Source organism: Paraburkholderia sp. J94 (assembly GCF_905220285.1).
Taxonomy (GTDB): Bacteria; Pseudomonadota; Gammaproteobacteria; order Burkholderiales; family Burkholderiaceae; genus Paraburkholderia; species Paraburkholderia tropica_A.
In genome coordinates this window covers 499,086-517,362 of record NZ_CAJMZH010000002.1, presented here as the reverse complement: position 1 = coordinate 517,362, position 18,277 = coordinate 499,086, and the positions used below count along the sequence as shown (strand labels likewise).

Genomic DNA, 18,277 nt, shown 5'->3' with positions numbered 1-18,277 from the left:
TTGCGCGCCCTCGTTTTGTCGCTGCTTTGATGGCTGTTTATTGCGGCGTTTATTGCATGCGAGCCGGTTGTGCGGCCTGCGTGCCCGATGCCGCATCGGCGGGTGCGGGCTTTTCCTGATCGGGCTGCCAGCCACCGCCGAGCGCGAGGAACAGTTTGACCTGATCGAGCGCGACCTGGCCTTCGGCCGCCGCCACCTGCGAGTGCGCCGCCGTAAGCGTGCGCGTGGCGTCGAGATCGGAGAGGAACGATTCGCGGCCCGCCGAATAGAGGCGATGCGTTTCATCGGCGGACTGCCGCGCCGAACCGTACGCGGTGCGCAGCGAATCGGCGCGTTGCGTGTCGGCGGCGTAGGTGGCGAGGCTCGATTGCGTTTCGCGCAGCGCGTTGAGCACCACGCCGTCGAAATGCGCGAGTGCGCCGGCCGTCGCCGCCTGCGCGCCGCGCACGCGCGCGCGCTGCCCGTTCGCCGGGAACGTCCAGTTGATCAGGGGTCCGAATGACCAGCTATTGGTGATCGGCGAGAACAGATCGCTCGCGATACCGACCGAGCCCACGCTCGCGCCGATGCTGATGTCGGGATACATGGCCGCCATCGCCACGCCGATCTTCGCGGTCGCCGACGCGAGTTGCCGTTCGGCTTCGCGCACGTCGGGGCGGCGGCGCAGCAGCGCCGCGCCGTCGCCGACCGGAATCGGCTGCTTGAGCTTCGGCAGGCGGTTGCAGCTGAGCACGGCGGGCGGCAGTTCCGCCGGCGGCCGCGCGAGCAGCATAGCGAGCTGATATTGCGCGATGCGCTGGCGTCCCTGGAAGCGCGGAATGTCGGCGGCGAGCGTCTGGACTTGCGTCACGCCGCGCGTCACGTCGGGCTGATTGCCGCGCCCCGCGTCGCGCAGACGTTTGGTGAGCGCCACGCGCTGCTGTTGCAGCTTCAGCGATTCCTGCGCGATGGCGAGTTCCTCGCCCGCCGAACACGATTCGACATAGGCCTGCACGACGTCGGCGACCACGGTGATGCGCGCGAGATCGGCGGCGGCCAGCACGGCTTCGTCTTCCGCTTCCGCCGACTCCACGCCGCGGCGCAGCTTGCCGAACAGATCGAGTTCATACGAGACGTTCACGCCGAGCGAGCCGAGGTTTTCGACCGGCAGCTTGCTGAACAGCAGGTATTGTTCCGCCGATTCCTGGGCGCGCTGGAAGCCCACGGTCGCGCCGCCCGAGAAGCCGCCTTGCGCGTTGGCGACGTCGAGCGCCGCGCGCGAACGCGCGAGATTCGCGGCCGCCACGCGCAGGCTCGCGTTCGACTGGAGCGCGTCCTGCACGAGCTGATCGAGCGTGGGATCGTCGTAGAGACGCCACCAGTCGTTGGGTACCTCGCCCTGCGAAACCGGCGCCTTGTCCGCGCCCGCGATCGGCCCTTGTGCGAGCGGCGCGTTCACGAGCGCGTCGTTCGGCAGCTTGTAATTCGGGCCCAGGTTCATGCACGCGCCGAGCGCGAGCGTGAGCGGCGCGAGTGCGAACGAGCGCCAGAGACTACGGCGCGTCATTGCGAGGCTCCGCTCGCGGCCAATGCTGCGCTGGCACCCGAAGCGGCGGATGTGCCGCTTGCACCGCTCGCGCCATTGGCGTGGTCCTTCGCGCGCGGCTTGTCGTCGGCATCGGCGCGCACGGCGACCGTCGCGGTGCGGCCCGCGATCATGCGGAAGTCGTCGGGCACTTCGTCGAGCGCCACGCGCACCGGAATACGCTGCGCAAGACGCACCCAGCTAAACGCCGGGTTCACGTTCGGCAGCAGATTCGGGCTCGCCTGGCGGTCGCGGTCCTCGATGGCGGCGACGATGCTCTGCACATGGCCGCGCAGCGGACGCGTTTCGCCCATCACCGTGATCTCGACCGGTTGACCGATATGAATGCCGTGCAGGCGCGTTTCCTCGAAGTAACCGTCGACGCGGAACGAATGCATATCGACCACCGACAGCACCGCATGGCCCGCCGACACATATTCGCCCTCGCGCGGCGCGCGGTCGTTCAGATAGCCGTCCACGGGGCTCACGATGGTCGTGCGCTGCAGGTTCAGCTTCGCGGTATCGACCTGCACCTGGGCGTCGGCCGCGGCGGCTTCGCCCTGCTCGACGCGCGTGCGGCTCTCTTCGAGCGTCTCGCTCGCCACGAGGTTGCCGAGCGCGATGTTGCGCGCGAATTCGCGTTTGGCCTGCGCGAGCGTGGCCTTGCGCTGTTCGAGCGCGGCCTGCGAGAGACGCAGCGCGAGCGCGTAGCGCGCCTGGTCGATCACGAACAGCACCTGGCCTTTCTTGACCTGCTGGTTGTCGGCCACGTCGACGTTCGTGATGAGGCCGCCCACGTCGGGCGCGACCTGGATCACGTCGGCGCGCACGTGGCCGTCGCGTGTCCACGGCGAGAACATGTAGTAGTTGACGATGCGCCACAGCACGAGCGCGGCCACGACGACGACGATGAGCGTCAGCAGGATTTGGCCTGCGGAGAACCAGGTTTTTTTCACGTTCACGTTAGTTCACGAAGCGATGCGACACGATGATGACGGCAGCCAGGACGAACACATAAATGCCGAGATCGAAGATAGAGCGATGCCAGACGAGCCGGTAAAAACCGGCGCGCGTGAGCATCTTGCCGATCACGACATTGATGAGGTACGCGATCAGCATCAGCACGAGCACGGCCGGCACGAACACGCCGAAGATATCGATTTCGCCGATCATGGTGCGGGTTTGATAAAGACAGAAAATGGTTGCGCGCTCACGCTTTGCCTCCCGAGGTGTCGCCGCTCGGACGCTGGGCGACCAGCGTCGGATAGAGCGACAGACGCAGGCCGACCAGCGCGTGCAGCGTGTCGCGCAGCCAGCGCTGCGAGACGCGCATGCGCGGCGGCGCGGCGTTTTCGGTCTGAGCGTCGCCGAGACCTTGCGCGATGCCGCGCGTGGCGACGCGGTGCAGCGCGTCGTCGATGGTGGCGAGCAGCGCGGGTGGCGCGTCCTGGCGCGCGCTCGCTTGCGCGCAGCGCGAGTAATGATCGCTGACGCCCGCGAGCACGCGGTCGATGGCGGCGGGCACGTCGCCGTCGAGCTTGCGGCGCGAGCGGCGCAGATCGAGTGCGTTGAGCGCGATGCGCAGATCGCGGAAGCTCTCGATCGACGGATGGCGGTGTTCGTCGGACGCCGCGAGACGCGGCAGCAACTGCATCAGTCGGTCGAGCATGCGCGAGGCGAGATTGCGCTGATCGCCGAGCGGCGCGACCGACGCCGAGAGCGCCACGTCGGACCAGCTCGAACGCAGCAGGCGGCGCGCGGCGAGTTCGGCGCCGAACGGGCGCGTCACGCGCGTCCACACATAGGCGAACAGCAGGCCCGCGACGCCCGCGATATTGCTGTTGAGGAACACGAGGAAGTCGGCCTCGTAGGCGCTCTGAATGCTGATGAAGGTGGCCGTGTTCACGGCTACGAGCATCGTCACCATATTGAACTGCGGGCGCGGAATCAGGGTGCCGATCAGGATGAACGGCCCCGCGAACAGCAGCACGAGCATCGGGAAGTCGTGCACCTTCGGCAGCACCACGAACAGATAGAGGCCCGCGAACACCACGCTCGCGGCGGTCGCGGCGAAGAAGCGGAACACCATCGGCGCGGGCTCGTCGAGCGCGGCGAAGAAGCAGCAGGCCACGGCCGCGAGCGTCACCGCGCCCGCACCGTCGTGCCAGCCCGAGCTGACCCAGAGCCAGCAGGCCACGAGAATTGCGCTGACCGGCACGGCGCACGAGATCAGCATCATGCCGCGGTCGTAGAAGCGCTCGGTGCCGCCGAGACGCCAGTGGCGATAGCGCGGCCGCCACGTGCCCGCTTCGTGTGCGATCAGCGCACGCAGCGAGCGGCAGTCCTGCCACACGTCGATGACCTGGCCCAGACGCCAGAGCGCATTCGAGAGCAGCGCGCCTTCCCAGCTCGTGAGCGCGTCGTGGCCCGGCTGCAAGGCGGCGATGCGCGCGTGCAGGCTGTCCGCGACGGGGTCGCCGGCGTCGTCGCGCATCTCGGCGGCGCGCGTGGGCAGCGGGGCGTCGAACCATTTGGCCGCGTCGGCGAGCAGCGCGTCGAGGCCTTCGGGCCACGTATGCAGGTCGCGCCGCAAGGCGAGCAGCGGATCGGCGAGCGCCGAAATCATCGGCAGAAATAGCTGCATGCGGCCGCGCAGATTCTCCGCGCGCGCGAGCACTTCAGGATGCGTGTGGTCGTAGCTCAGCTGGCTGAGCAGGAATTCGAGCTGATTGACCGTGGCCGCGAGACGCTGGCGGCAGGCCGACAACGCCTTGCCCGTGATGTGGCCCGAGAGCGTTTCGCGGCCGTAGAAGGCGGCGTCGCGGAACCAGGCGTCGGCGCGCTCGATCAGCGTGGGCGCGAGGCGGCTCGGCAGGATGTTGCTGCCCACCACGCTCGCGCAGATGATGCCGAGCGTGATTTCCTCGGTCCGCGCGATCGCGACGTCGAACACGGTGCTCGGATCGGTCACGGTGGGCAGCGCGATCAGCGGCATCGTGTAGCCCGCGAGCATGAACACGTAGCTGCGCGCGGTGCGGTCCATGATCGCCAGATAGAGCAGCGTGCCGGTCCAGGTCGCGACGATCACGCTGAACAGCAGCGGCGTTTCGACGAAGGGCGGCACGAGCGCGATGGCGGCGGCCGCGCCGAGCGCGGTGCCGAGCGCGCGATAGAGCGCCTTCGAGCGCGTCGCGCCGACGAACGGATTCGAGACGATATAGACGCTCGCCATCGCCCAGTACGGACGCGGCAGCTGAAAGATCAGCGCGATATAGAGCGCGAGCATCGACGCGGCGAACGTCTTGACCGAGAAAAGCCAGTCGCGAAGTGAGGGGTAGGTCATGAGGCCGCTTTCAGCTTTCGGTCCGGGGCGCGCCCTCGGCCGGGTCCGGGGCGTTGAAGGCGCTGAGCACGCGCAAGGTGGCTTCGAGGTCGGCGCGGCTCACGCCCTTGAGCACGCGCGCGCGCAGATCGCGCAGATCAGCCTCGATCCGCGCGGTGACGGCGCGGCCTTCGTCGGTGAGCGAAATCGTTTTCGCGCGGCGATCGTCGGGGTCTTCGTCGCGGCGCGCGAGACCGGCGGCGCAGAGCTGGTCGAGCAGGCGCACGAGCGACGGGCCTTCGATGCCCACATGTTCGGCGAGCGTGACCTGGCGTACGCCTTCGCCCAGACGGCCGGCGATCAGCAGCGGCGAAGCGCAGGCTTCGGAGACGTTATAGGCCGTGAGCGCGCCATGCGTCGTGCGGCGCCATTTGCGCGCGGCGAGGACGAGCGTGCTGCTGACGGCCAGTCGTAAGGTGTGAAGATTCGACATCGGCGGGATGATAGCCCAAAGCGATTTGGTAGCAAACTATCTTTTTCCGGCTGACGACGCCATCCTCGGATAGTAATCGAGCCGGCGTCTGCGTGGCGCTCGCGTGGCGTTCGTGTGACCTGTACGCCACGCTGGATCCGCCGGTTGTCTCCTGATTGGCGGCAGGGTTGCGATTGTCACACACGCTTACTTGCTTTGCAGCGGAGCGCGATGGTTTGGGGCGTAGTGTTGGGTTCGGCGCGATTAGCGTGCGGGCCAGCCTTGCAGCAGGGCGGGCAGCGCGGCCATGTCGGTGATGACGTGCGCGACGCCTTCGGCGCGAAGCGCCTCGGCGCTGCTGTGGCCCGGCTCGGCGGGGCTGTAGCCGATTACCGTGGCGCCCGCCGCGAGGCCCGCGCGCGCGCCGGTCACCGTGTCTTCGATCACGGCGCAGCGGCGCGGGTCCACGCCGAGCCCGGCGGCGGCCGCGAGATAGACGTCGGGATGCGGCTTGCTGCGCGGCGTTTCGTGGCCGCTATAGATATGTCCGTCGAAACAGTCGAGCAGGCCGACCTTGCGCAACTGCAGTTCGACCTTGCGGCGATCCGCCCCCGACGCCACCGCGATGCGCCCGTCGAAGGCCGCGTGCACGGCGCGCACGGCGGCCGGCGCGCCCGGAATCTCTTCGAGGTCGCGCGCGAGCGCTTCGTTGCGGCGCGCGCGAAAGCCCACGAGCCAGTCTTCGGTGATGCGATAGCCGGTGTGGGCTTCGATGCGATCGGCCTCGTCCTTCACCATCTTGCCGACGAAGATGCGCATGGCATCGTCGACGCTGAGCGTCCAGCCCAGTTCGCCGAGCATCTGGACCAGCACGACGTGCGTGATGCGTTCGGAATCGACCAGCACGCCGTCGCAGTCAAAGAGCACGGCGTCAAAAGAAAGGGCGGTAGAAAGGGCGGGAAGCGAGGACATCGTCGGAATCAGGCGCGTTGGAGGGGGCGTTTGATGGTGCGTTTGACGGCGCACGTGAAAGCAAAATGAAATTTTGAACGGGCGTGGGCCGCGTTGCAAGAACGCGATGATACCGGGACGCGCATCGCACTGGAGTCGAAGGCACGAAACACGGGACAATGGCGGTTTCGCTTTTCCGTTCACGCCAGCATGCACAACGACCCGTCCGAACCGGCTAACGCCGCCGCCCCCGAACTGCCGGGCCGCGCCAACTACACGCAGTTCGCCGACCGCTACGCGCAGATGGCGCCCGAAAAGCCGCACAACGCGCTCTACGAGCGTCCGGCCACCGAGGCCCTGCTCGGCGACGTGGCGGGACTCGCGGTGCTCGACGCGGGCTGCGGCCCCGGCATCGTCAGCGCGGAACTCGCGGGCAAGGGCGCGCGCGTGCAGGCCTTCGACGTCACGCCCGCGATGGTCGAGCTTGCGCGCGTGCGCTGCGCGGGCATGGCGGTGGAGATCGCGCAAGGCGACCTCGGCCAGCCGCTCGCCTGGCTCGCCGACGCGCAGTTCGACCGCATCGTTTGCTCGCTCGCGCTCGACTATGTCGAGCATCTGGCGCCCACTTTCGCGGAGTTCCATCGCGTCACGCGGCCCGGCGCGCAACTGGTGTTCTCGATGGCGCATCCGATGCGCGACTGGATCGACACGCGCACGCGCGGCGGCCGCGCGTACTTCGAGACCACGCGCTTCGGCCTGCACTGGGGCGGCTTCGGCGAACCGAAGCCGTATGTGGAGGCGTATCGCCGTCCGCTCGCCGATATCGTCAACGCGCTGATCGAGACGGGCTGGAGCGTCGATCGCATGACCGAACCGAAGCCCCTGCCCGAGATGAAGGACGTTGCGCCCAGACTCTACGCGGAGTTGATGCTCGCGCCCGCGTTTATCTGCGTGCGCGCGCGCCGCGTGTGAGTGGCGTGATTTGACGTGATGTGATGACGTGATATGACGCGCGGCGTGCGCCTGGCGCCTGGCGATTAGCGCCGCGCGCCCGCCGCCGAAAGCGACTCTTCAAGCGCCGCGACGCCAGCAGGCAGATCCACCATCGCGCCCAGATCGCGCATCGTGCGGCCGAGCGCATGCACGGTGCGGAACAGATGGTGTTCGCGGCATTGCTCGCCCATCTGTCCGATGCGGATGATTGGTAATCCGAACGAACCGGCGATCTCCACCTGATACTGCTGCGAGATGTGATTGCACACGTCGCGCGGCGTGAGCCCGTCGGGCAATTCGATGCCGACCACGGAATTCAGGCGGCAAAGCTCGGGCGTATAGAGCGCGAGACCGAGCGCGGCCACGCCGCTTTGCAGCGCGAGCGAGCAGCGCTGATGGCGCGCGAAACGCTTTTCGAGCGTTTCCGTGCAGACGAGCCGCAGCGCCTCGTGCAGCGCGAGCACGCCCGACACCGGCGCGGTGTAGTGATAGCCCGCCTTGTGCCAGAAGTTTTCGGCGAGCACGGCGTCGAGACACCAGTGCGTGTTCGGCGCGGTGCGCGTGCGCACACGTTCCCACGCGGCGTCCGAGAACGCGATCAGCGAGACGCCCGGGATCGACGAAAGACCTTTCTGGCCGCCCGTGATCACCGTGTCGATGCCCCACGCGTCCATCTCCAGCGGCATCGTGCTCAGCGTGCAGACCGCGTCGACCACCACGAGCGCGCCCGCCGCCTTCGCGATCTGCACGATGTCCTTGAGCTGGCGGTTCCAGACCGTGTTCGAGGTCTCGCCGTGCACGATGGTGACGATGGCCGGACGCGTGCGCTCGATGGCCTGCGCGACGGCTTCCAGCGAAGCGATCTCGCGGTCGGCGACGTCGAGCGTGGTGACGTCGGCGCCGATGCGGCGCGCCATCTCCGCCATGCGGCCGCTAAAGAAGCCATTGACGATGGAGAGCACGCGCGTGCCGGGCCAGGCGAGGTTGGAGATCGCCATTTCCATGGCCGCCGAGCCGGGACCGGCCACGCCGAGCACCCAGTTCGAACGCGTCTGGAACACGTAGCGCGCCATGGTTTTCACCTGGTCGATGACGCGCGCCATGGTGTCGCCGAGGTGATTGATGACGACCGAGTTGGCCTTCGCGACGGCGTCCGGGATCGGCACGGGGCCTGCGCCCATCATGAGCAGCGGCTCGTCGGGCAGGATCTCGGTGAGCGGATCGACGCCCGGGCAAGGGACCGGCAACGCGGCGGCGGCCGCCGCTGCCGCCCGTTGCAGGGTGAGGGAGTCGGTGGGTCGCGTGTTGTCGGTCATGATGATTCCTTTTGGGACAGTGGAAAAATGCGCGCGCTCGGGCGGCAAGGGAAACGTACAGTGTTCTCCGGCGCGGCGCACAATACCATGTACAGTTGCGCGCTTTTTGCCGGAACAGTCGCGGATGCGACGCTGCAACGCGCGGCGCGGGGTTCTATAATCGGCTGCGCGGCGCGGCTTGGCAACGATGCTTCGAACCACGCCGCTTTCATCGACAACACCGGGGGGACAGCACGCATGACGCAATTCGCCGTCGACAATCCGTTTCTCGAAACGCTCGGCGTGAGCGTCGCGGCCTGGCGCGAAGGTTACGCCGAACTGCTGATGCCGATCGACGCCTCGAAGCTCAATCGCCAGGGCGTGCTGCAAGGCGGCGCGATCGCCACGCTGCTCGACGCCGCCGCGGGCTACGCGGGCCTGTTCGCCGAACTCGACGCACCCAAGCGTCATGGCTTCACACTCTCGCTGACCACCAATTATCTCGACAAGGGCCTCGGCCAGTTCGTGCGCGCCAAGGGCTTTCTCGAACGCGGCGGCCGCTCGATTTTCTTCGCGCGCGCGGAAGCGTGGGTGGACGACACGCTGCTGATCGCAAGCGCGCAAGGCACGTTCAAGTATGCGAAATCGGCTTGATGTTCGATTGATTCGATATCCGAATTAATCGTTAGGACGTAAAAAAGCCCGCTTTCCTCGCAGAAAGCGGGCTTTTTACATGGCATCGCGCCGCGCGTCGACGATCAGCCCAGCAGCAGGGCGTCGTCGTCGAGCTGCTCGTGGCGGTTCTGCTCGAACATGCGCAGCAGGTCGGGCACGTCGAGGCCACGGCGTTGCTCGCCGGACACGTCGAGCACCACCTGGCCCTGATGCAGCATCACGGTGCGCTGACCGTAATCGAGCGCCTGACGCATGCTGTGCGTGACCATCATCGTCGTGAGCTTCGCTTCTTCGACGATGCGCGCCGTGAGTTCGAGCACGAACGCGGCGGTCTTCGGATCGAGCGCGGCCGTGTGCTCGTCGAGCAGCAGAATGCGCGACGGCTGCAGCGACGCCATCAGCAGGCTCACGGCCTGGCGCTGGCCGCCCGAGAGCAGGCCGATGCGATCGGTCAGACGGTTTTCGAGGCCCAGATTCAGCAGCCGCAGCTTGTCGCGGAACAGCTCGCGATCCTGCTTTTTCAGCGCCGAACCGAAGCCGCGCCGCTTGCCGCGCGCCATCGCGAGCGCCATGTTTTCCTCGATCGTGAGCGCCTCGCAGGTGCCCGCCATCGGGTCCTGAAACACGCGCGCGACCAGATGCGCGCGGTCCCAGGCCTGCTTCTTCGTGACGTCCTGGCCGTCGATCGTGATGGTGCCTTCGTCGACCATCTGGTCGCCGCTGATCGCATTCAGGAAAGTCGATTTGCCCGCGCCGTTCGAGCCGATCACGGCCACGAACTGGCCGGTCGGAATTTCGAGCGTGAGCCCGCGCAGCGCGCGTGTTTCGATCGGCGTGCCGGGATTGAAAGTGAGTCGAAGATCTTGTGCGCTGAGCATCTCAGGCTCTCCCGTTCTTGCGGCCAAACAGCTTCTTGCGCGTCGCGGGCAGCACGAGCGCGATCGTCACGAGCACGGCGGTCACGAGGTTCAGATCCTGCGCCTTGAGGCCGATGAAGTCGCTGTTGAGCGCGAGCGCGATGAAGAAGCGATAGAGAATCGCGCCGAGCACGGCGGCGAGCGTCGTGAGCATGAGACGGCGCGCGGGCAGAATGCTTTCGCCGATGATCACCGCCGCGAGGCCGATCACGATGGTGCCGATGCCCATCGAGATATCCGAGCCGCCTTGCGTCTGTGCGAACAGCGAACCCGCGAGCGCGACGAGCGCGTTCGACAGCGCCATGCCCGCGAGCGTGGCGCGGCCGGTGGCGATGCCCTGCGCGCGCGCCATGCGCGGATTCGCGCCGGTCGCGCGCAACGCAAGGCCGTATTCCGACGAGAAGAACCAGTCCACGCCGAACTTCGCGACGCACACGACCACGAGCAGCGCGAGCGGGCGCAGCACGTAGTCGGGCAGCCACGCGGGCTGGATCATCGTGAAGACGGTGGATTCGGTGATGAGCGGCACGTTGGGCGCGCCCATCACGCGCAGATTGATCGAGTAGAGCGCGATCATCATCAGGATGCTGGCGAGCAGGTCCATGATTTTCAGGCGCACGTTGAGCCAGCCCGTGACGAAACCGGCGGCGGCGCCCGCGAGCATCGCGCAGACGGTGGCGAGAAACGGATCGTGGCCGCTTGCGATCAGCGTGGCCGCGACGGCGCCGCCGAGCGGAAAGCTGCCGTCGACGGTCAGGTCGGGAAAGTTGAGGATGCGAAACGAGATCAGCACCCCGAGGGCGACGAGACTGAAGATCAGGCCGATCTCCAGCGCGCCCAGCAGCGAATAGAGGGACATGGGGAATCCTGTTGCGGTCTCCGGCGCGTCGATTGTGGCGACGGCGGCGGATCGGTCGCCGCACCGGCGCGCGGCCAGGGTGAGGCCGCACGCCGGTGCGTGCGCGGGGGCGCGGGTGCGCCTGGCGGGCCTTGCGGGATCGACGGCGTGCGGGCGTTTCCGATGGGAAACGTTACGTGCGCAACGTGTGCTACGTGCGCAGCCGTCGATCCGTCGTGCGTGCCTGGGCCTTACTTCACGACCGAGGTCGCGTCCTTGAGCAGATCGGCCGAAAGCGTCACGCCTTGCTTCTGCGCGGCGGCCGGATTCACGAACAGTTGCAGCTTGCTGCTGGTTTCCGATGCGATCGCGCCGGGCTTTTCGCCCTTCAGGATACGCACGACGACCTTGCCGGTCTGATGGCCGAGGTCGCTGTAGTCGATACCGAGCGCCGCGATTGCGCCGCGCTTCACGCTGTCCGTGTCGGACGCGACGAGCGGGATCTTCGCGTCGTTGGCGACTTTCACGAGCGCTTCGTAAGCCGAAACGACGTTGTTGTCGGTGTTCGTGTAGATCACGTCGACCTTGCCGATCAGGCTCTTGGCGGCCGAGCCGATGTCCACGGTGCGCGGCGCGGCGGCTTCCTTGAGCGTCATGCCTTGCTGCGCGAGCAGCGCCTTCAGTTCCTTCACGACCACGACCGAATTTGCTTCGCCGGGGTTGTAGACCATGCCGACCGTCTTCGCGTTCGGCACGACGCGCTTGATGAGCGCGACCTGCTTGTCGAGCGGCAGCTTGTCGGACACGCCGGTCACGTTGGTGCCGCTCGCCGACCACGTCTTCACGAGCTGCGCGGCGACCGGATCGGTCACGCCCGAATAGACCACGGGCACCGACTTCGTTGCGGCCACCACGGCTTGCGCCGACGGCGTCGCGATCGCGACGATCGCGCTCGGGTTGTCGCCGACGAACTTGCGCGCGATCTGCGCGGCCGTGCCGGTGTTGCCCTGCGCGCTCTGGTATTCCCACTTGAGGTTCTTGCCGGCGTCGTAGCCGGCGGCCTTCAGTTCGTCTCGCACGCCGTCGCGGATCGCGTCGAGCGCCGGATGTTCGACGATCGAGAGGACTTCGACGGTGGCGGTGTCGGCCGCGTGCGCGGCGCCGCAGGCGAGCGAGAGCGCGGCGGCGCTGGCGATCAGGGTAAGGGTGGCGGCGCGGGCGGCCAGCTTGACGGTCTTCATTCTCTTTGATCTCCCCCGAGTGTTCGGTTCTGGACGGGTAGGGCCGCTTGAAGCGGCTTCGCCGCGGCGTGGCGCGCGGCGCCCGTGGTGTCCCCGGTGGTGCCCGGTCATGCCCGTACGCCGTGCGCCGCGTTGGTGCATAAGACCGGCGGCGAGGCAGCGAGCATACACCGGAGTTCGCGCCTCTGGAACGACGCGGCGGCGCAGTGGTGCGGCAATGCGACGGTATGTCCGCTGATTTTCATCAACGGTTTCGGCGCATTTTCGAGAAAAATGCGTAGGCACCCGAAAGTTTTCCCGATTTCCAATCGGAAATATCCGTGCCGAGCGTGCGCGCCGATTTTCCCGCGATCGACACGGTGCCGTCTGATTCGATTGAAATCTGTGTGTAAGTTTTGTGAATCGAATCAACGACTTGGCGCAGTTTGCATTTAGGGTTTTCCTGCATGAAGAAATGGGAGTTTATTTGCGATTGCTTGACGCCGGTGGAATGTGTTTCCGATCGGATAAATAGTTTCGATCCGGAAATCGCCGCGGTTTCCGAAAGGAAAAATCAAGCCACTTTATTTCGGATCGGAAAGTGAAATCCGCCGGGCCGCGCCAGCCGGGGCGCAGCGCGTAGCGAGGCGGTTTCTCGCTTCCGCCGCCGGACATTTTCCAAATGATTTCAAGCGGTTCCCCATGATTTTCATCAATTGACGCAAGTCAATACCCCTACCAGATATCGGAAAAAACCCTCGCTTGCGAGTGGGAGGGTTTATTGATAGCATCCGCGGGTCGCTGATTGAGCCCGGACCACCTTCCCGGCGCGAAATGCAGTGAACGGGGCAGGCGGATCGCTTGCGCAACAGAGTCGCGTATCCACGCGGTCTCTCCGAACTCAACCGCAACAAAGCGGGTGATATATGCCGGGCCCCGTTGCGTCTTTCTTTTCTGGCCCGTCGTTGTCGTTCTCCAATGCTCGCCATTGGGGTGCTGTTCGTTTGCGCAGGTCATCCGTCTGACCGGTTGACCCGAAAACAATCGAGGAGCTCCTGATGACGTTGTCCCGCCTCACCTCAGTTTCCCTGGCTGCCGCGCTGCTCGCCTTTGGTGCATCCGCGCAAGCCGATACCGTGAAGATCGCCATCGCCGGTCCGTTCAGCGGCCCGGTCGCCCAGTACGGCGACATGGTCAAGGCGGGTGCCCTGACCGCGATCGAACAGATCAATGCCGCTGGCGGCGTGAACGGCAACAAGCTCGAAGCCGTCCTGATGGACGACGCCTGCGAGCCGAAGCAAGCCGTCGCCGTCGCGAACAAGATCGTCTCGCAGCACATCCAGTACGTGGTTGGCCACGTCTGCTCGGGCTCGACGATTCCCGCTTCGGACATCTACGAAAACGAAGGCGTCGTGATGGTCACGCCGTCGGCGACCGCACCGCAGCTGACCGAAGGCAAGAAGCGCCAGTTCATCTTCCGCACCATCGGCCGCGACGACCAGCAAGGTCCGGCAGCCGCTGCGTACATCATCGACAAGGTCAAGCCGAAGAAGGTCGCGATCCTGCACGACAAGCAGTCGTACGGCCAGGGCATCGCCACGTCGGTCAAGGCCGCGCTCGACAAGGCGCACATTCCGGTCGTCGTGTTCGAAGGCATCAACGCCGGTGATTCGGACTACTCGGCAGTCGTCACGAAGCTCAAGTCGCAAGGCGTGGACTTCGTCTACTTCGGCGGCTACCACCCGGAAATGGGCCTGCTCATGCGCCAGTCGCGTGAACAGGGCGTGAAGGCCACGTTCATGGGCCCCGAAGGCGTGGGCAACAAGGACGTGACGGCCATCGCCGGCCCGGCTTCGGAAGGCATGCTCGTCACGCTGCCCGCCGACTTCGCCGCCGACCCGGCCAACGCGAAGCTCGTGAAGGCCTTCGCCGACGCCAAGCGCGACGCGAACGGTCCGTTCCAGATGCCCGCTTACGCGGCAGTCGAAGTGATCGCCGACGGCATCAAGGGTGCAAAGAGCACGGACCCGACCAAGGTCGCGGCCTACCTGCACAAGAACGCGTTCAGCACGCCGATCGGCAAGGTCGAGTACGACGCGCAGGGCGACCTGAAGTCGTTCCGCTTCGTCGTCTACACGTGGCACAAGGACGCCACGAAGACCGCCGCGAACTGATCCTCGCCGCGCATCGCAACGCCCCGTTCGCCGTCGCGGCGGGCGGGGCGTTTTCCAACGATGCGCACCAGCAGACGGATCGACACGGTTTCAAGAGTCTCTTAAAGGTCTCTCATCGGCTTCATGGCCGCGGGGCTTACGCATGAATGATTTTCTTCCTCAGTTCACCCAGCAGCTCGTCAACGGGCTCACGCTGGGTGCGATCTATGCACTGATCGCCATCGGCTACACGATGGTCTACGGCATCATCGGCATGATCAACTTCGCTCACGGCGAGATCTACATGATCGGCGCCTATGTGGGCCTCGTCACGCTCACGGCCATCGGCACCTCGGCGGGTTATCCGCTGCCGCTCGTGCTGGGCGCGGCGCTCATCGTCTCGGTGCTGGTCACCGGGCTCTACGGTTTCGCGGTCGAGCGCGTGGCGTATCGGCCGTTGCGCGGCGGGCCGCGTCTCGTGCCGCTGATCTCGGCGATCGGCATGTCCATCTTCCTGCAGAACTACGTGCAGATCGGGCAGGGCGCGCGTGACGTGTCGGTGCCGGAACTCATTTCCGGCGCGCTCGATTTCCACATGGGCGGCAGCTTCGACGTGACGATTCCGTACGCGCGCATGCTGATCGTCGGCGTGACGCTCGTGCTGATGATCGCGCTCACGCTGTTCATCTCGCGTTCGCGCATGGGTCGCGCGTGCCGCGCCTGCGCGGAAGACATGAAGATGGCGAACCTGCTCGGCATCGACACGAACCGCGTGATCTCGTTCACGTTCGTGCTCGGCGCGATGCTCGCGGCGGTCGGCGGCGTGCTGATCGGTCTGACGATCGGCAAGCTCAATCCGTATATCGGCTTTATCGCGGGCATCAAGGCGTTCACGGCGGCGGTGCTCGGCGGTATCGGCAGCATTCCGGGCGCGATGCTCGGCGGCGTGCTGCTCGGTCTCGCGGAAACCTTCGCGGCGGGCTACATGCCGTCCGAATACAAGGACGTCGTGGCCTTCGGCCTGCTCGTGCTCGTGTTGCTGTTCCGTCCCACCGGTTTGCTCGGCAAGCCGGACGTCGAAAAGGTGTGAGGTCGATATGAGCCAATCTGTTCCGGTTCGCGCGGCCGCCAATCGCGCGCACGGCCAGTCGTCGTCGGAGACGGTGAAGGGCGCGTTCGCCGCCGCGGTCGCGACCATCATCCTGACTGCGCCGATTCTCGGCCTGCAATTGACGCTCGACGGCTACCAGGTCGTGCTGCAACAACACTGGCGTCCGGTGTGGATCGCCGCTGCCGTGGTGTTCGTGTTCCAGCTCGTCAAGCCGCTGTTCCAGCGCGCGACGAGCAGCGTGCGTCTGCCCAAGGCGCCCGCGCTCGGCGCGCGCCAGCAGCGCGTGGCGATCTGGGTGCTGCTCGCGTTCGGCGCCGTGTTCCCGTTCATGGGTTCGCGCGGTTCGATCGACGTCGCGACGCTCGCGCTCATTTACGTGATTCTCGGCCTCGGCCTGAATATCGTGGTGGGTTTCGCGGGCCTGCTCGACCTCGGTTACGTGGGTTTCTACGCGGTGGGCGGCTATACGTATGCGCTGCTCAACCAGTACTTCGGCTTCACGTTCTGGGAATGCCTGCCGCTCGCGGCGCTGGCCTCGGCCACGTTCGGCTTCGTGCTCGGCTTTCCGGTGCTGCGTCTGCGCGGCGACTATCTCGCGATCGTCACGCTCGGCTTCGGCGAAATCATCCGCCTGCTGCTCAACAATCTCACGAGCATCACGGGCGGCCCGGACGGCATCTCGGGCATTCCGAAGCCCACGGTGTTCGGTTTCGAACTCGCGCGCCACGCGAGCGTGGATGGCGCGAAGACGTTCAACGACCTGATCGGCATCGAGTACAGCGGCGAGCATATGGTGATCTTCCTGTACCTGCTCGCGCTGGTGCTGGTGGCGTTCACGCTGTTCGTCACGAGCCGCCTGCTGCGCATGCCGATGGGCCGCGCGTGGGAAGCGCTGCGCGAAGATGAAATCGCGTGCCGCTCGCTCGGTCTGAACCCCACGCGCATCAAGCTCTCGGCGTTCACGCTGGGCGCGTCGTTCGCGGGTCTCGCGGGCGCGTTCTTCGCGGCGCGCCAGGGTCTCGTCACGCCCGAGTCGTTCACCTTCATCGAGTCGGCGCTGATTCTCGCCGTGGTCGTGCTGGGCGGCATGGGCTCGCAACTGGGCGTGGTGCTCGCGGCGATCCTGCTCACGGCACTGCCGGAAGTGGCGCGCGGCTTCGCCGAATATCGCATGCTGATTTTCGGTCTGGTGATGGTGCTGATGATGATGTGGCGTCCGCAGGGCCTGTTGCCCGCCAGCCGTCCGCATGTGGAGTTGCCGCAATGAGCGCAGAAACCTTGTTGAAAGTAGCGGGCCTGCAGATGCGCTTCGGCGGTCTGCTGGCCGTCGACGGCATCGCCTTCGATGTGCGGCCGAACGAAGTGTTCGCCATCATCGGGCCGAACGGCGCGGGCAAGACCACGGTGTTCAACTGCGTGGGCGGCTTCTACAAGCCCACGGCCGGCGACATCGTGCTCGACGGCCACGCGATCACGGGCCAGCCGAGCCACATGGTCGCGCGCCGCGGCCTCGTGCGCACGTTCCAGAACATCCGCCTGTTCAAGCAGTTGACGGTGCTCGAAAACCTGATGGTCGCGCAGCACCTGAAGGTCAACCGCAACATGCTGAGCGGCCTGTTCACGACGCCCGCGTATCGCCGCGCCGAACGCGCCGCGCTCGAACGCGCCGCGTACTGGCTCGATCGCGTGGGCCTGAAAAACGTGGCCAATCGCGAGGCGGGCACGCTGTCGTACGGTCATCAGCGCCGGCTCGAAATCGCGCGCTGCATGATTACCGATCCGCGTCTGCTGATGCTCGACGAACCCGCCGCCGGTCTCAATCCGCAGGAAAAGATCGAGTTGCAGCAGATGGTCGACGGCTTGCGCAACGAGTTCGGAATCTCCGTACTCCTGATCGAACACGACATGAGCCTCGTGATGGGCGTGTCGGATCGCATTCTGGTGATGGAGCACGGCAAGCCGATCATGATCGGCAAACCCGATGAAGTGCGCAACGACCCGCGCGTGATCAAGGCGTATCTCGGAGAGGACTGATGCTGAAGCTGGAACAGGTCCATACCCACTATGGCGCGGTGGAAGCGCTGGCGGGCGTGTCGATCGAAGTGAACAAGGGCGAGATCGTCACGCTGATCGGCAGCAACGGCGCCGGTAAGACCACGCTGATGATGACCGTGTGCGGCACGCCGCGCGCCTCGTCGGGCCGCGTGACGTTCGAAGGCGAGGACATCACGCATCTGCCCACGCATGACATCATGCGCAAGGGCATGGCGATTTCGCCGGAAGGCCGTCGCGTGTTTCCGAGCCTCACGGTGCTCGAAAACCTGCAGATGGGCGGCTTCTTCGCCAAACAGCACGAGATCGAAGCGGGCATCGAGCACGTCTTCAAGCTGTTTCCGCGCCTGAATCAGCGTGCGAAGCAGCGGGCGGGCACGATGTCGGGCGGCGAACAGCAGATGCTCGCGATCGGCCGCGCGCTGATGAGCAAGCCGCGTCTGCTGCTGCTCGACGAACCGACGCTCGGCCTCGCGCCGCTCGTGATCGCGCAGATCTTCGACATCATCCGCGCGATTCGCGAGGAAGGCGTGACGGTGTTCCTCGTCGAGCAGAACGCGAACAAGGCGCTGCATGTGGCCGATCGCGGCTACGTGCTCGAAACGGGCCGCGTGGTGCTGGCGGACAGCGCCGACAATCTGCTCGCGAACGACGATATCAAGCGTGCCTATCTCGGCGGTTAATTAATCGGTCTCTCGCCGATTTCGCCGCTAC

17 protein-coding genes are annotated in these 18,277 nt (G+C 66.0%); 7 read left to right on the top strand and 10 right to left on the bottom strand.

Translation table 11 applies throughout. The features are described 5' to 3' along the window. Nucleotides 1-49 precede the first annotated feature (49 nt). The 6 genes from U4Y88_RS05565 to U4Y88_RS05540 form a co-directional block, all read right to left on the bottom strand. Nucleotides 50-1,546, bottom strand: a complete 1,497-nt coding sequence (locus U4Y88_RS05565) for an efflux transporter outer membrane subunit (protein ID WP_321782787.1) — start codon at nt 1,544-1,546, stop codon at nt 50-52. Next, a complete protein-coding gene (locus U4Y88_RS05560; protein ID WP_321782979.1) occupies nt 1,543-2,520 on the bottom strand; it encodes an HlyD family secretion protein in 978 nt (325 codons plus the stop codon). Before U4Y88_RS05560 ends, U4Y88_RS05565 begins: the two co-directional genes overlap by 4 nt. A gap of 7 nt (nt 2,521-2,527) precedes the next feature. Continuing rightward, on the bottom strand, nt 2,528-2,737 hold the full coding sequence (locus tag U4Y88_RS05555) for a DUF1656 domain-containing protein (protein WP_310630694.1): 210 nt from the start codon (nt 2,735-2,737) through the stop codon (nt 2,528-2,530). 37 nt (nt 2,738-2,774) lie between these two features. After that, the gene (locus tag U4Y88_RS05550; protein ID WP_224009619.1) at nt 2,775-4,907 is read right to left on the bottom strand and encodes an FUSC family protein; all 2,133 of its coding nucleotides are present in this window, start codon (nt 4,905-4,907) and stop codon (nt 2,775-2,777) included. Nucleotides 4,908-4,917: 10 nt separating this feature from the next. Beyond that, the gene (locus U4Y88_RS05545; RefSeq protein WP_224009617.1) at nt 4,918-5,379 is read right to left on the bottom strand and encodes a MarR family winged helix-turn-helix transcriptional regulator; all 462 of its coding nucleotides are present in this window, start codon (nt 5,377-5,379) and stop codon (nt 4,918-4,920) included. A gap of 243 nt (nt 5,380-5,622) precedes the next feature. Then, nucleotides 5,623-6,330, bottom strand: coding sequence for an HAD family hydrolase (locus U4Y88_RS05540; protein ID WP_224009608.1), 708 nt, complete (start codon nt 6,328-6,330; stop codon nt 5,623-5,625). A 189-nt stretch (nt 6,331-6,519) separates the two neighbouring features. On the opposite strand from U4Y88_RS05540, the gene U4Y88_RS05535 reads away from it, so the two are divergent. Then, a complete protein-coding gene (locus U4Y88_RS05535; RefSeq protein WP_321782785.1) occupies nt 6,520-7,281 on the top strand; it encodes a class I SAM-dependent methyltransferase in 762 nt (253 codons plus the stop codon). 65 nt (nt 7,282-7,346) lie between these two features. On the opposite strand, the gene U4Y88_RS05530 is transcribed toward U4Y88_RS05535, so the two are convergent. Continuing rightward, entirely contained in the window at nt 7,347-8,486 is a 1,140-nt protein-coding gene (locus tag U4Y88_RS05530; RefSeq protein WP_224009730.1) for a pyridoxal-phosphate-dependent aminotransferase family protein, read from the bottom strand. A gap of 369 nt (nt 8,487-8,855) precedes the next feature. Between U4Y88_RS05530 and U4Y88_RS05525 the strand changes: the two genes are divergently transcribed. Further along, nucleotides 8,856-9,251 (top strand): PaaI family thioesterase, encoded by a 396-nt coding sequence (locus U4Y88_RS05525; RefSeq protein ID WP_065065395.1) that lies wholly within the window; start codon nt 8,856-8,858, stop codon nt 9,249-9,251. A 104-nt stretch (nt 9,252-9,355) separates the two neighbouring features. Here U4Y88_RS05525 and U4Y88_RS05520 read toward each other — a convergent pair whose 3' ends face one another. From U4Y88_RS05520 to U4Y88_RS05510, 3 genes are all read right to left on the bottom strand, one after another. After that, nucleotides 9,356-10,150, bottom strand: coding sequence for an ABC transporter ATP-binding protein (locus U4Y88_RS05520; RefSeq protein WP_065065394.1), 795 nt, complete (start codon nt 10,148-10,150; stop codon nt 9,356-9,358). Between the two features lies 1 nt (nt 10,151). Then, a complete protein-coding gene (locus U4Y88_RS05515) occupies nt 10,152-11,048 on the bottom strand; it encodes an ABC transporter permease (RefSeq protein WP_224009603.1) in 897 nt (298 codons plus the stop codon). 230 nt (nt 11,049-11,278) lie between these two features. Further along, nucleotides 11,279-12,268 carry an ABC transporter substrate-binding protein gene (locus tag U4Y88_RS05510; RefSeq protein WP_224009601.1) on the bottom strand — a complete coding sequence of 330 codons (990 nt, stop codon included), beginning with the start codon at nt 12,266-12,268 and terminating at the stop codon, nt 11,279-11,281. Nucleotides 12,269-13,305: 1,037 nt separating this feature from the next. Here U4Y88_RS05510 and U4Y88_RS05505 point away from each other — a divergent pair. From U4Y88_RS05505 to U4Y88_RS05485, 5 genes are all read left to right on the top strand, one after another. Next, nucleotides 13,306-14,421, top strand: a complete 1,116-nt coding sequence (locus U4Y88_RS05505) for a branched-chain amino acid ABC transporter substrate-binding protein (protein WP_321782783.1) — start codon at nt 13,306-13,308, stop codon at nt 14,419-14,421. A 142-nt stretch (nt 14,422-14,563) separates the two neighbouring features. Beyond that, a complete protein-coding gene (gene livH, locus U4Y88_RS05500) occupies nt 14,564-15,490 on the top strand; it encodes a high-affinity branched-chain amino acid ABC transporter permease LivH (protein ID WP_224009598.1) in 927 nt (308 codons plus the stop codon). 7 nt (nt 15,491-15,497) lie between these two features. After that, entirely contained in the window at nt 15,498-16,778 is a 1,281-nt protein-coding gene (locus U4Y88_RS05495; RefSeq protein ID WP_224009596.1) for a high-affinity branched-chain amino acid ABC transporter permease LivM, read from the top strand. Continuing rightward, nucleotides 16,775-17,545, top strand: a complete 771-nt coding sequence (gene livG / locus U4Y88_RS05490) for a high-affinity branched-chain amino acid ABC transporter ATP-binding protein LivG (RefSeq protein WP_224009594.1) — start codon at nt 16,775-16,777, stop codon at nt 17,543-17,545. The genes U4Y88_RS05495 and livG overlap by 4 nt, the downstream gene beginning before the upstream one ends. Next, the gene (locus U4Y88_RS05485; RefSeq protein WP_224009593.1) at nt 17,545-18,246 is read left to right on the top strand and encodes an ABC transporter ATP-binding protein; all 702 of its coding nucleotides are present in this window, start codon (nt 17,545-17,547) and stop codon (nt 18,244-18,246) included. Before livG ends, U4Y88_RS05485 begins: the two co-directional genes overlap by 1 nt. The last annotated feature ends 31 nt before the right edge of the window (nt 18,247-18,277 follow it).

Excerpts from the sequence above, each read along its gene's own strand:
- U4Y88_RS05565 (WP_321782787.1), bottom strand. The coding sequence starts at position 1,546 with ATGACGCGCCGTAGTCTCTGGCGCTCGTTCGCACTCGCGCCGCTCACG.
- U4Y88_RS05555 (WP_310630694.1), bottom strand. The coding sequence starts at position 2,737 with ATGATCGGCGAAATCGATATCTTCGGCGTGTTCGTGCCGGCCGTGCTC.
- U4Y88_RS05550 (WP_224009619.1), bottom strand. The coding sequence starts at position 4,907 with ATGACCTACCCCTCACTTCGCGACTGGCTTTTCTCGGTCAAGACGTTC.
- U4Y88_RS05545 (WP_224009617.1), bottom strand. The coding sequence starts at position 5,379 with ATGTCGAATCTTCACACCTTACGACTGGCCGTCAGCAGCACGCTCGTC.
- U4Y88_RS05540 (WP_224009608.1), bottom strand. The coding sequence starts at position 6,330 with ATGTCCTCGCTTCCCGCCCTTTCTACCGCCCTTTCTTTTGACGCCGTG.
- U4Y88_RS05535 (WP_321782785.1), top strand. The coding sequence starts at position 6,520 with ATGCACAACGACCCGTCCGAACCGGCTAACGCCGCCGCCCCCGAACTG.
- U4Y88_RS05530 (WP_224009730.1), bottom strand. The coding sequence starts at position 8,486 with ATGATGGGCGCAGGCCCCGTGCCGATCCCGGACGCCGTCGCGAAGGCC.
- U4Y88_RS05525 (WP_065065395.1), top strand. The coding sequence starts at position 8,856 with ATGACGCAATTCGCCGTCGACAATCCGTTTCTCGAAACGCTCGGCGTG.
- U4Y88_RS05520 (WP_065065394.1), bottom strand. The coding sequence starts at position 10,150 with ATGCTCAGCGCACAAGATCTTCGACTCACTTTCAATCCCGGCACGCCG.
- U4Y88_RS05515 (WP_224009603.1), bottom strand. The coding sequence starts at position 11,048 with ATGTCCCTCTATTCGCTGCTGGGCGCGCTGGAGATCGGCCTGATCTTC.
- U4Y88_RS05510 (WP_224009601.1), bottom strand. The coding sequence starts at position 12,268 with ATGAAGACCGTCAAGCTGGCCGCCCGCGCCGCCACCCTTACCCTGATC.
- U4Y88_RS05505 (WP_321782783.1), top strand. The coding sequence starts at position 13,306 with ATGACGTTGTCCCGCCTCACCTCAGTTTCCCTGGCTGCCGCGCTGCTC.
- livH (WP_224009598.1), top strand. The coding sequence starts at position 14,564 with ATGAATGATTTTCTTCCTCAGTTCACCCAGCAGCTCGTCAACGGGCTC.
- U4Y88_RS05495 (WP_224009596.1), top strand. The coding sequence starts at position 15,498 with ATGAGCCAATCTGTTCCGGTTCGCGCGGCCGCCAATCGCGCGCACGGC.
- livG (WP_224009594.1), top strand. The coding sequence starts at position 16,775 with ATGAGCGCAGAAACCTTGTTGAAAGTAGCGGGCCTGCAGATGCGCTTC.
- U4Y88_RS05485 (WP_224009593.1), top strand. The coding sequence starts at position 17,545 with ATGCTGAAGCTGGAACAGGTCCATACCCACTATGGCGCGGTGGAAGCG.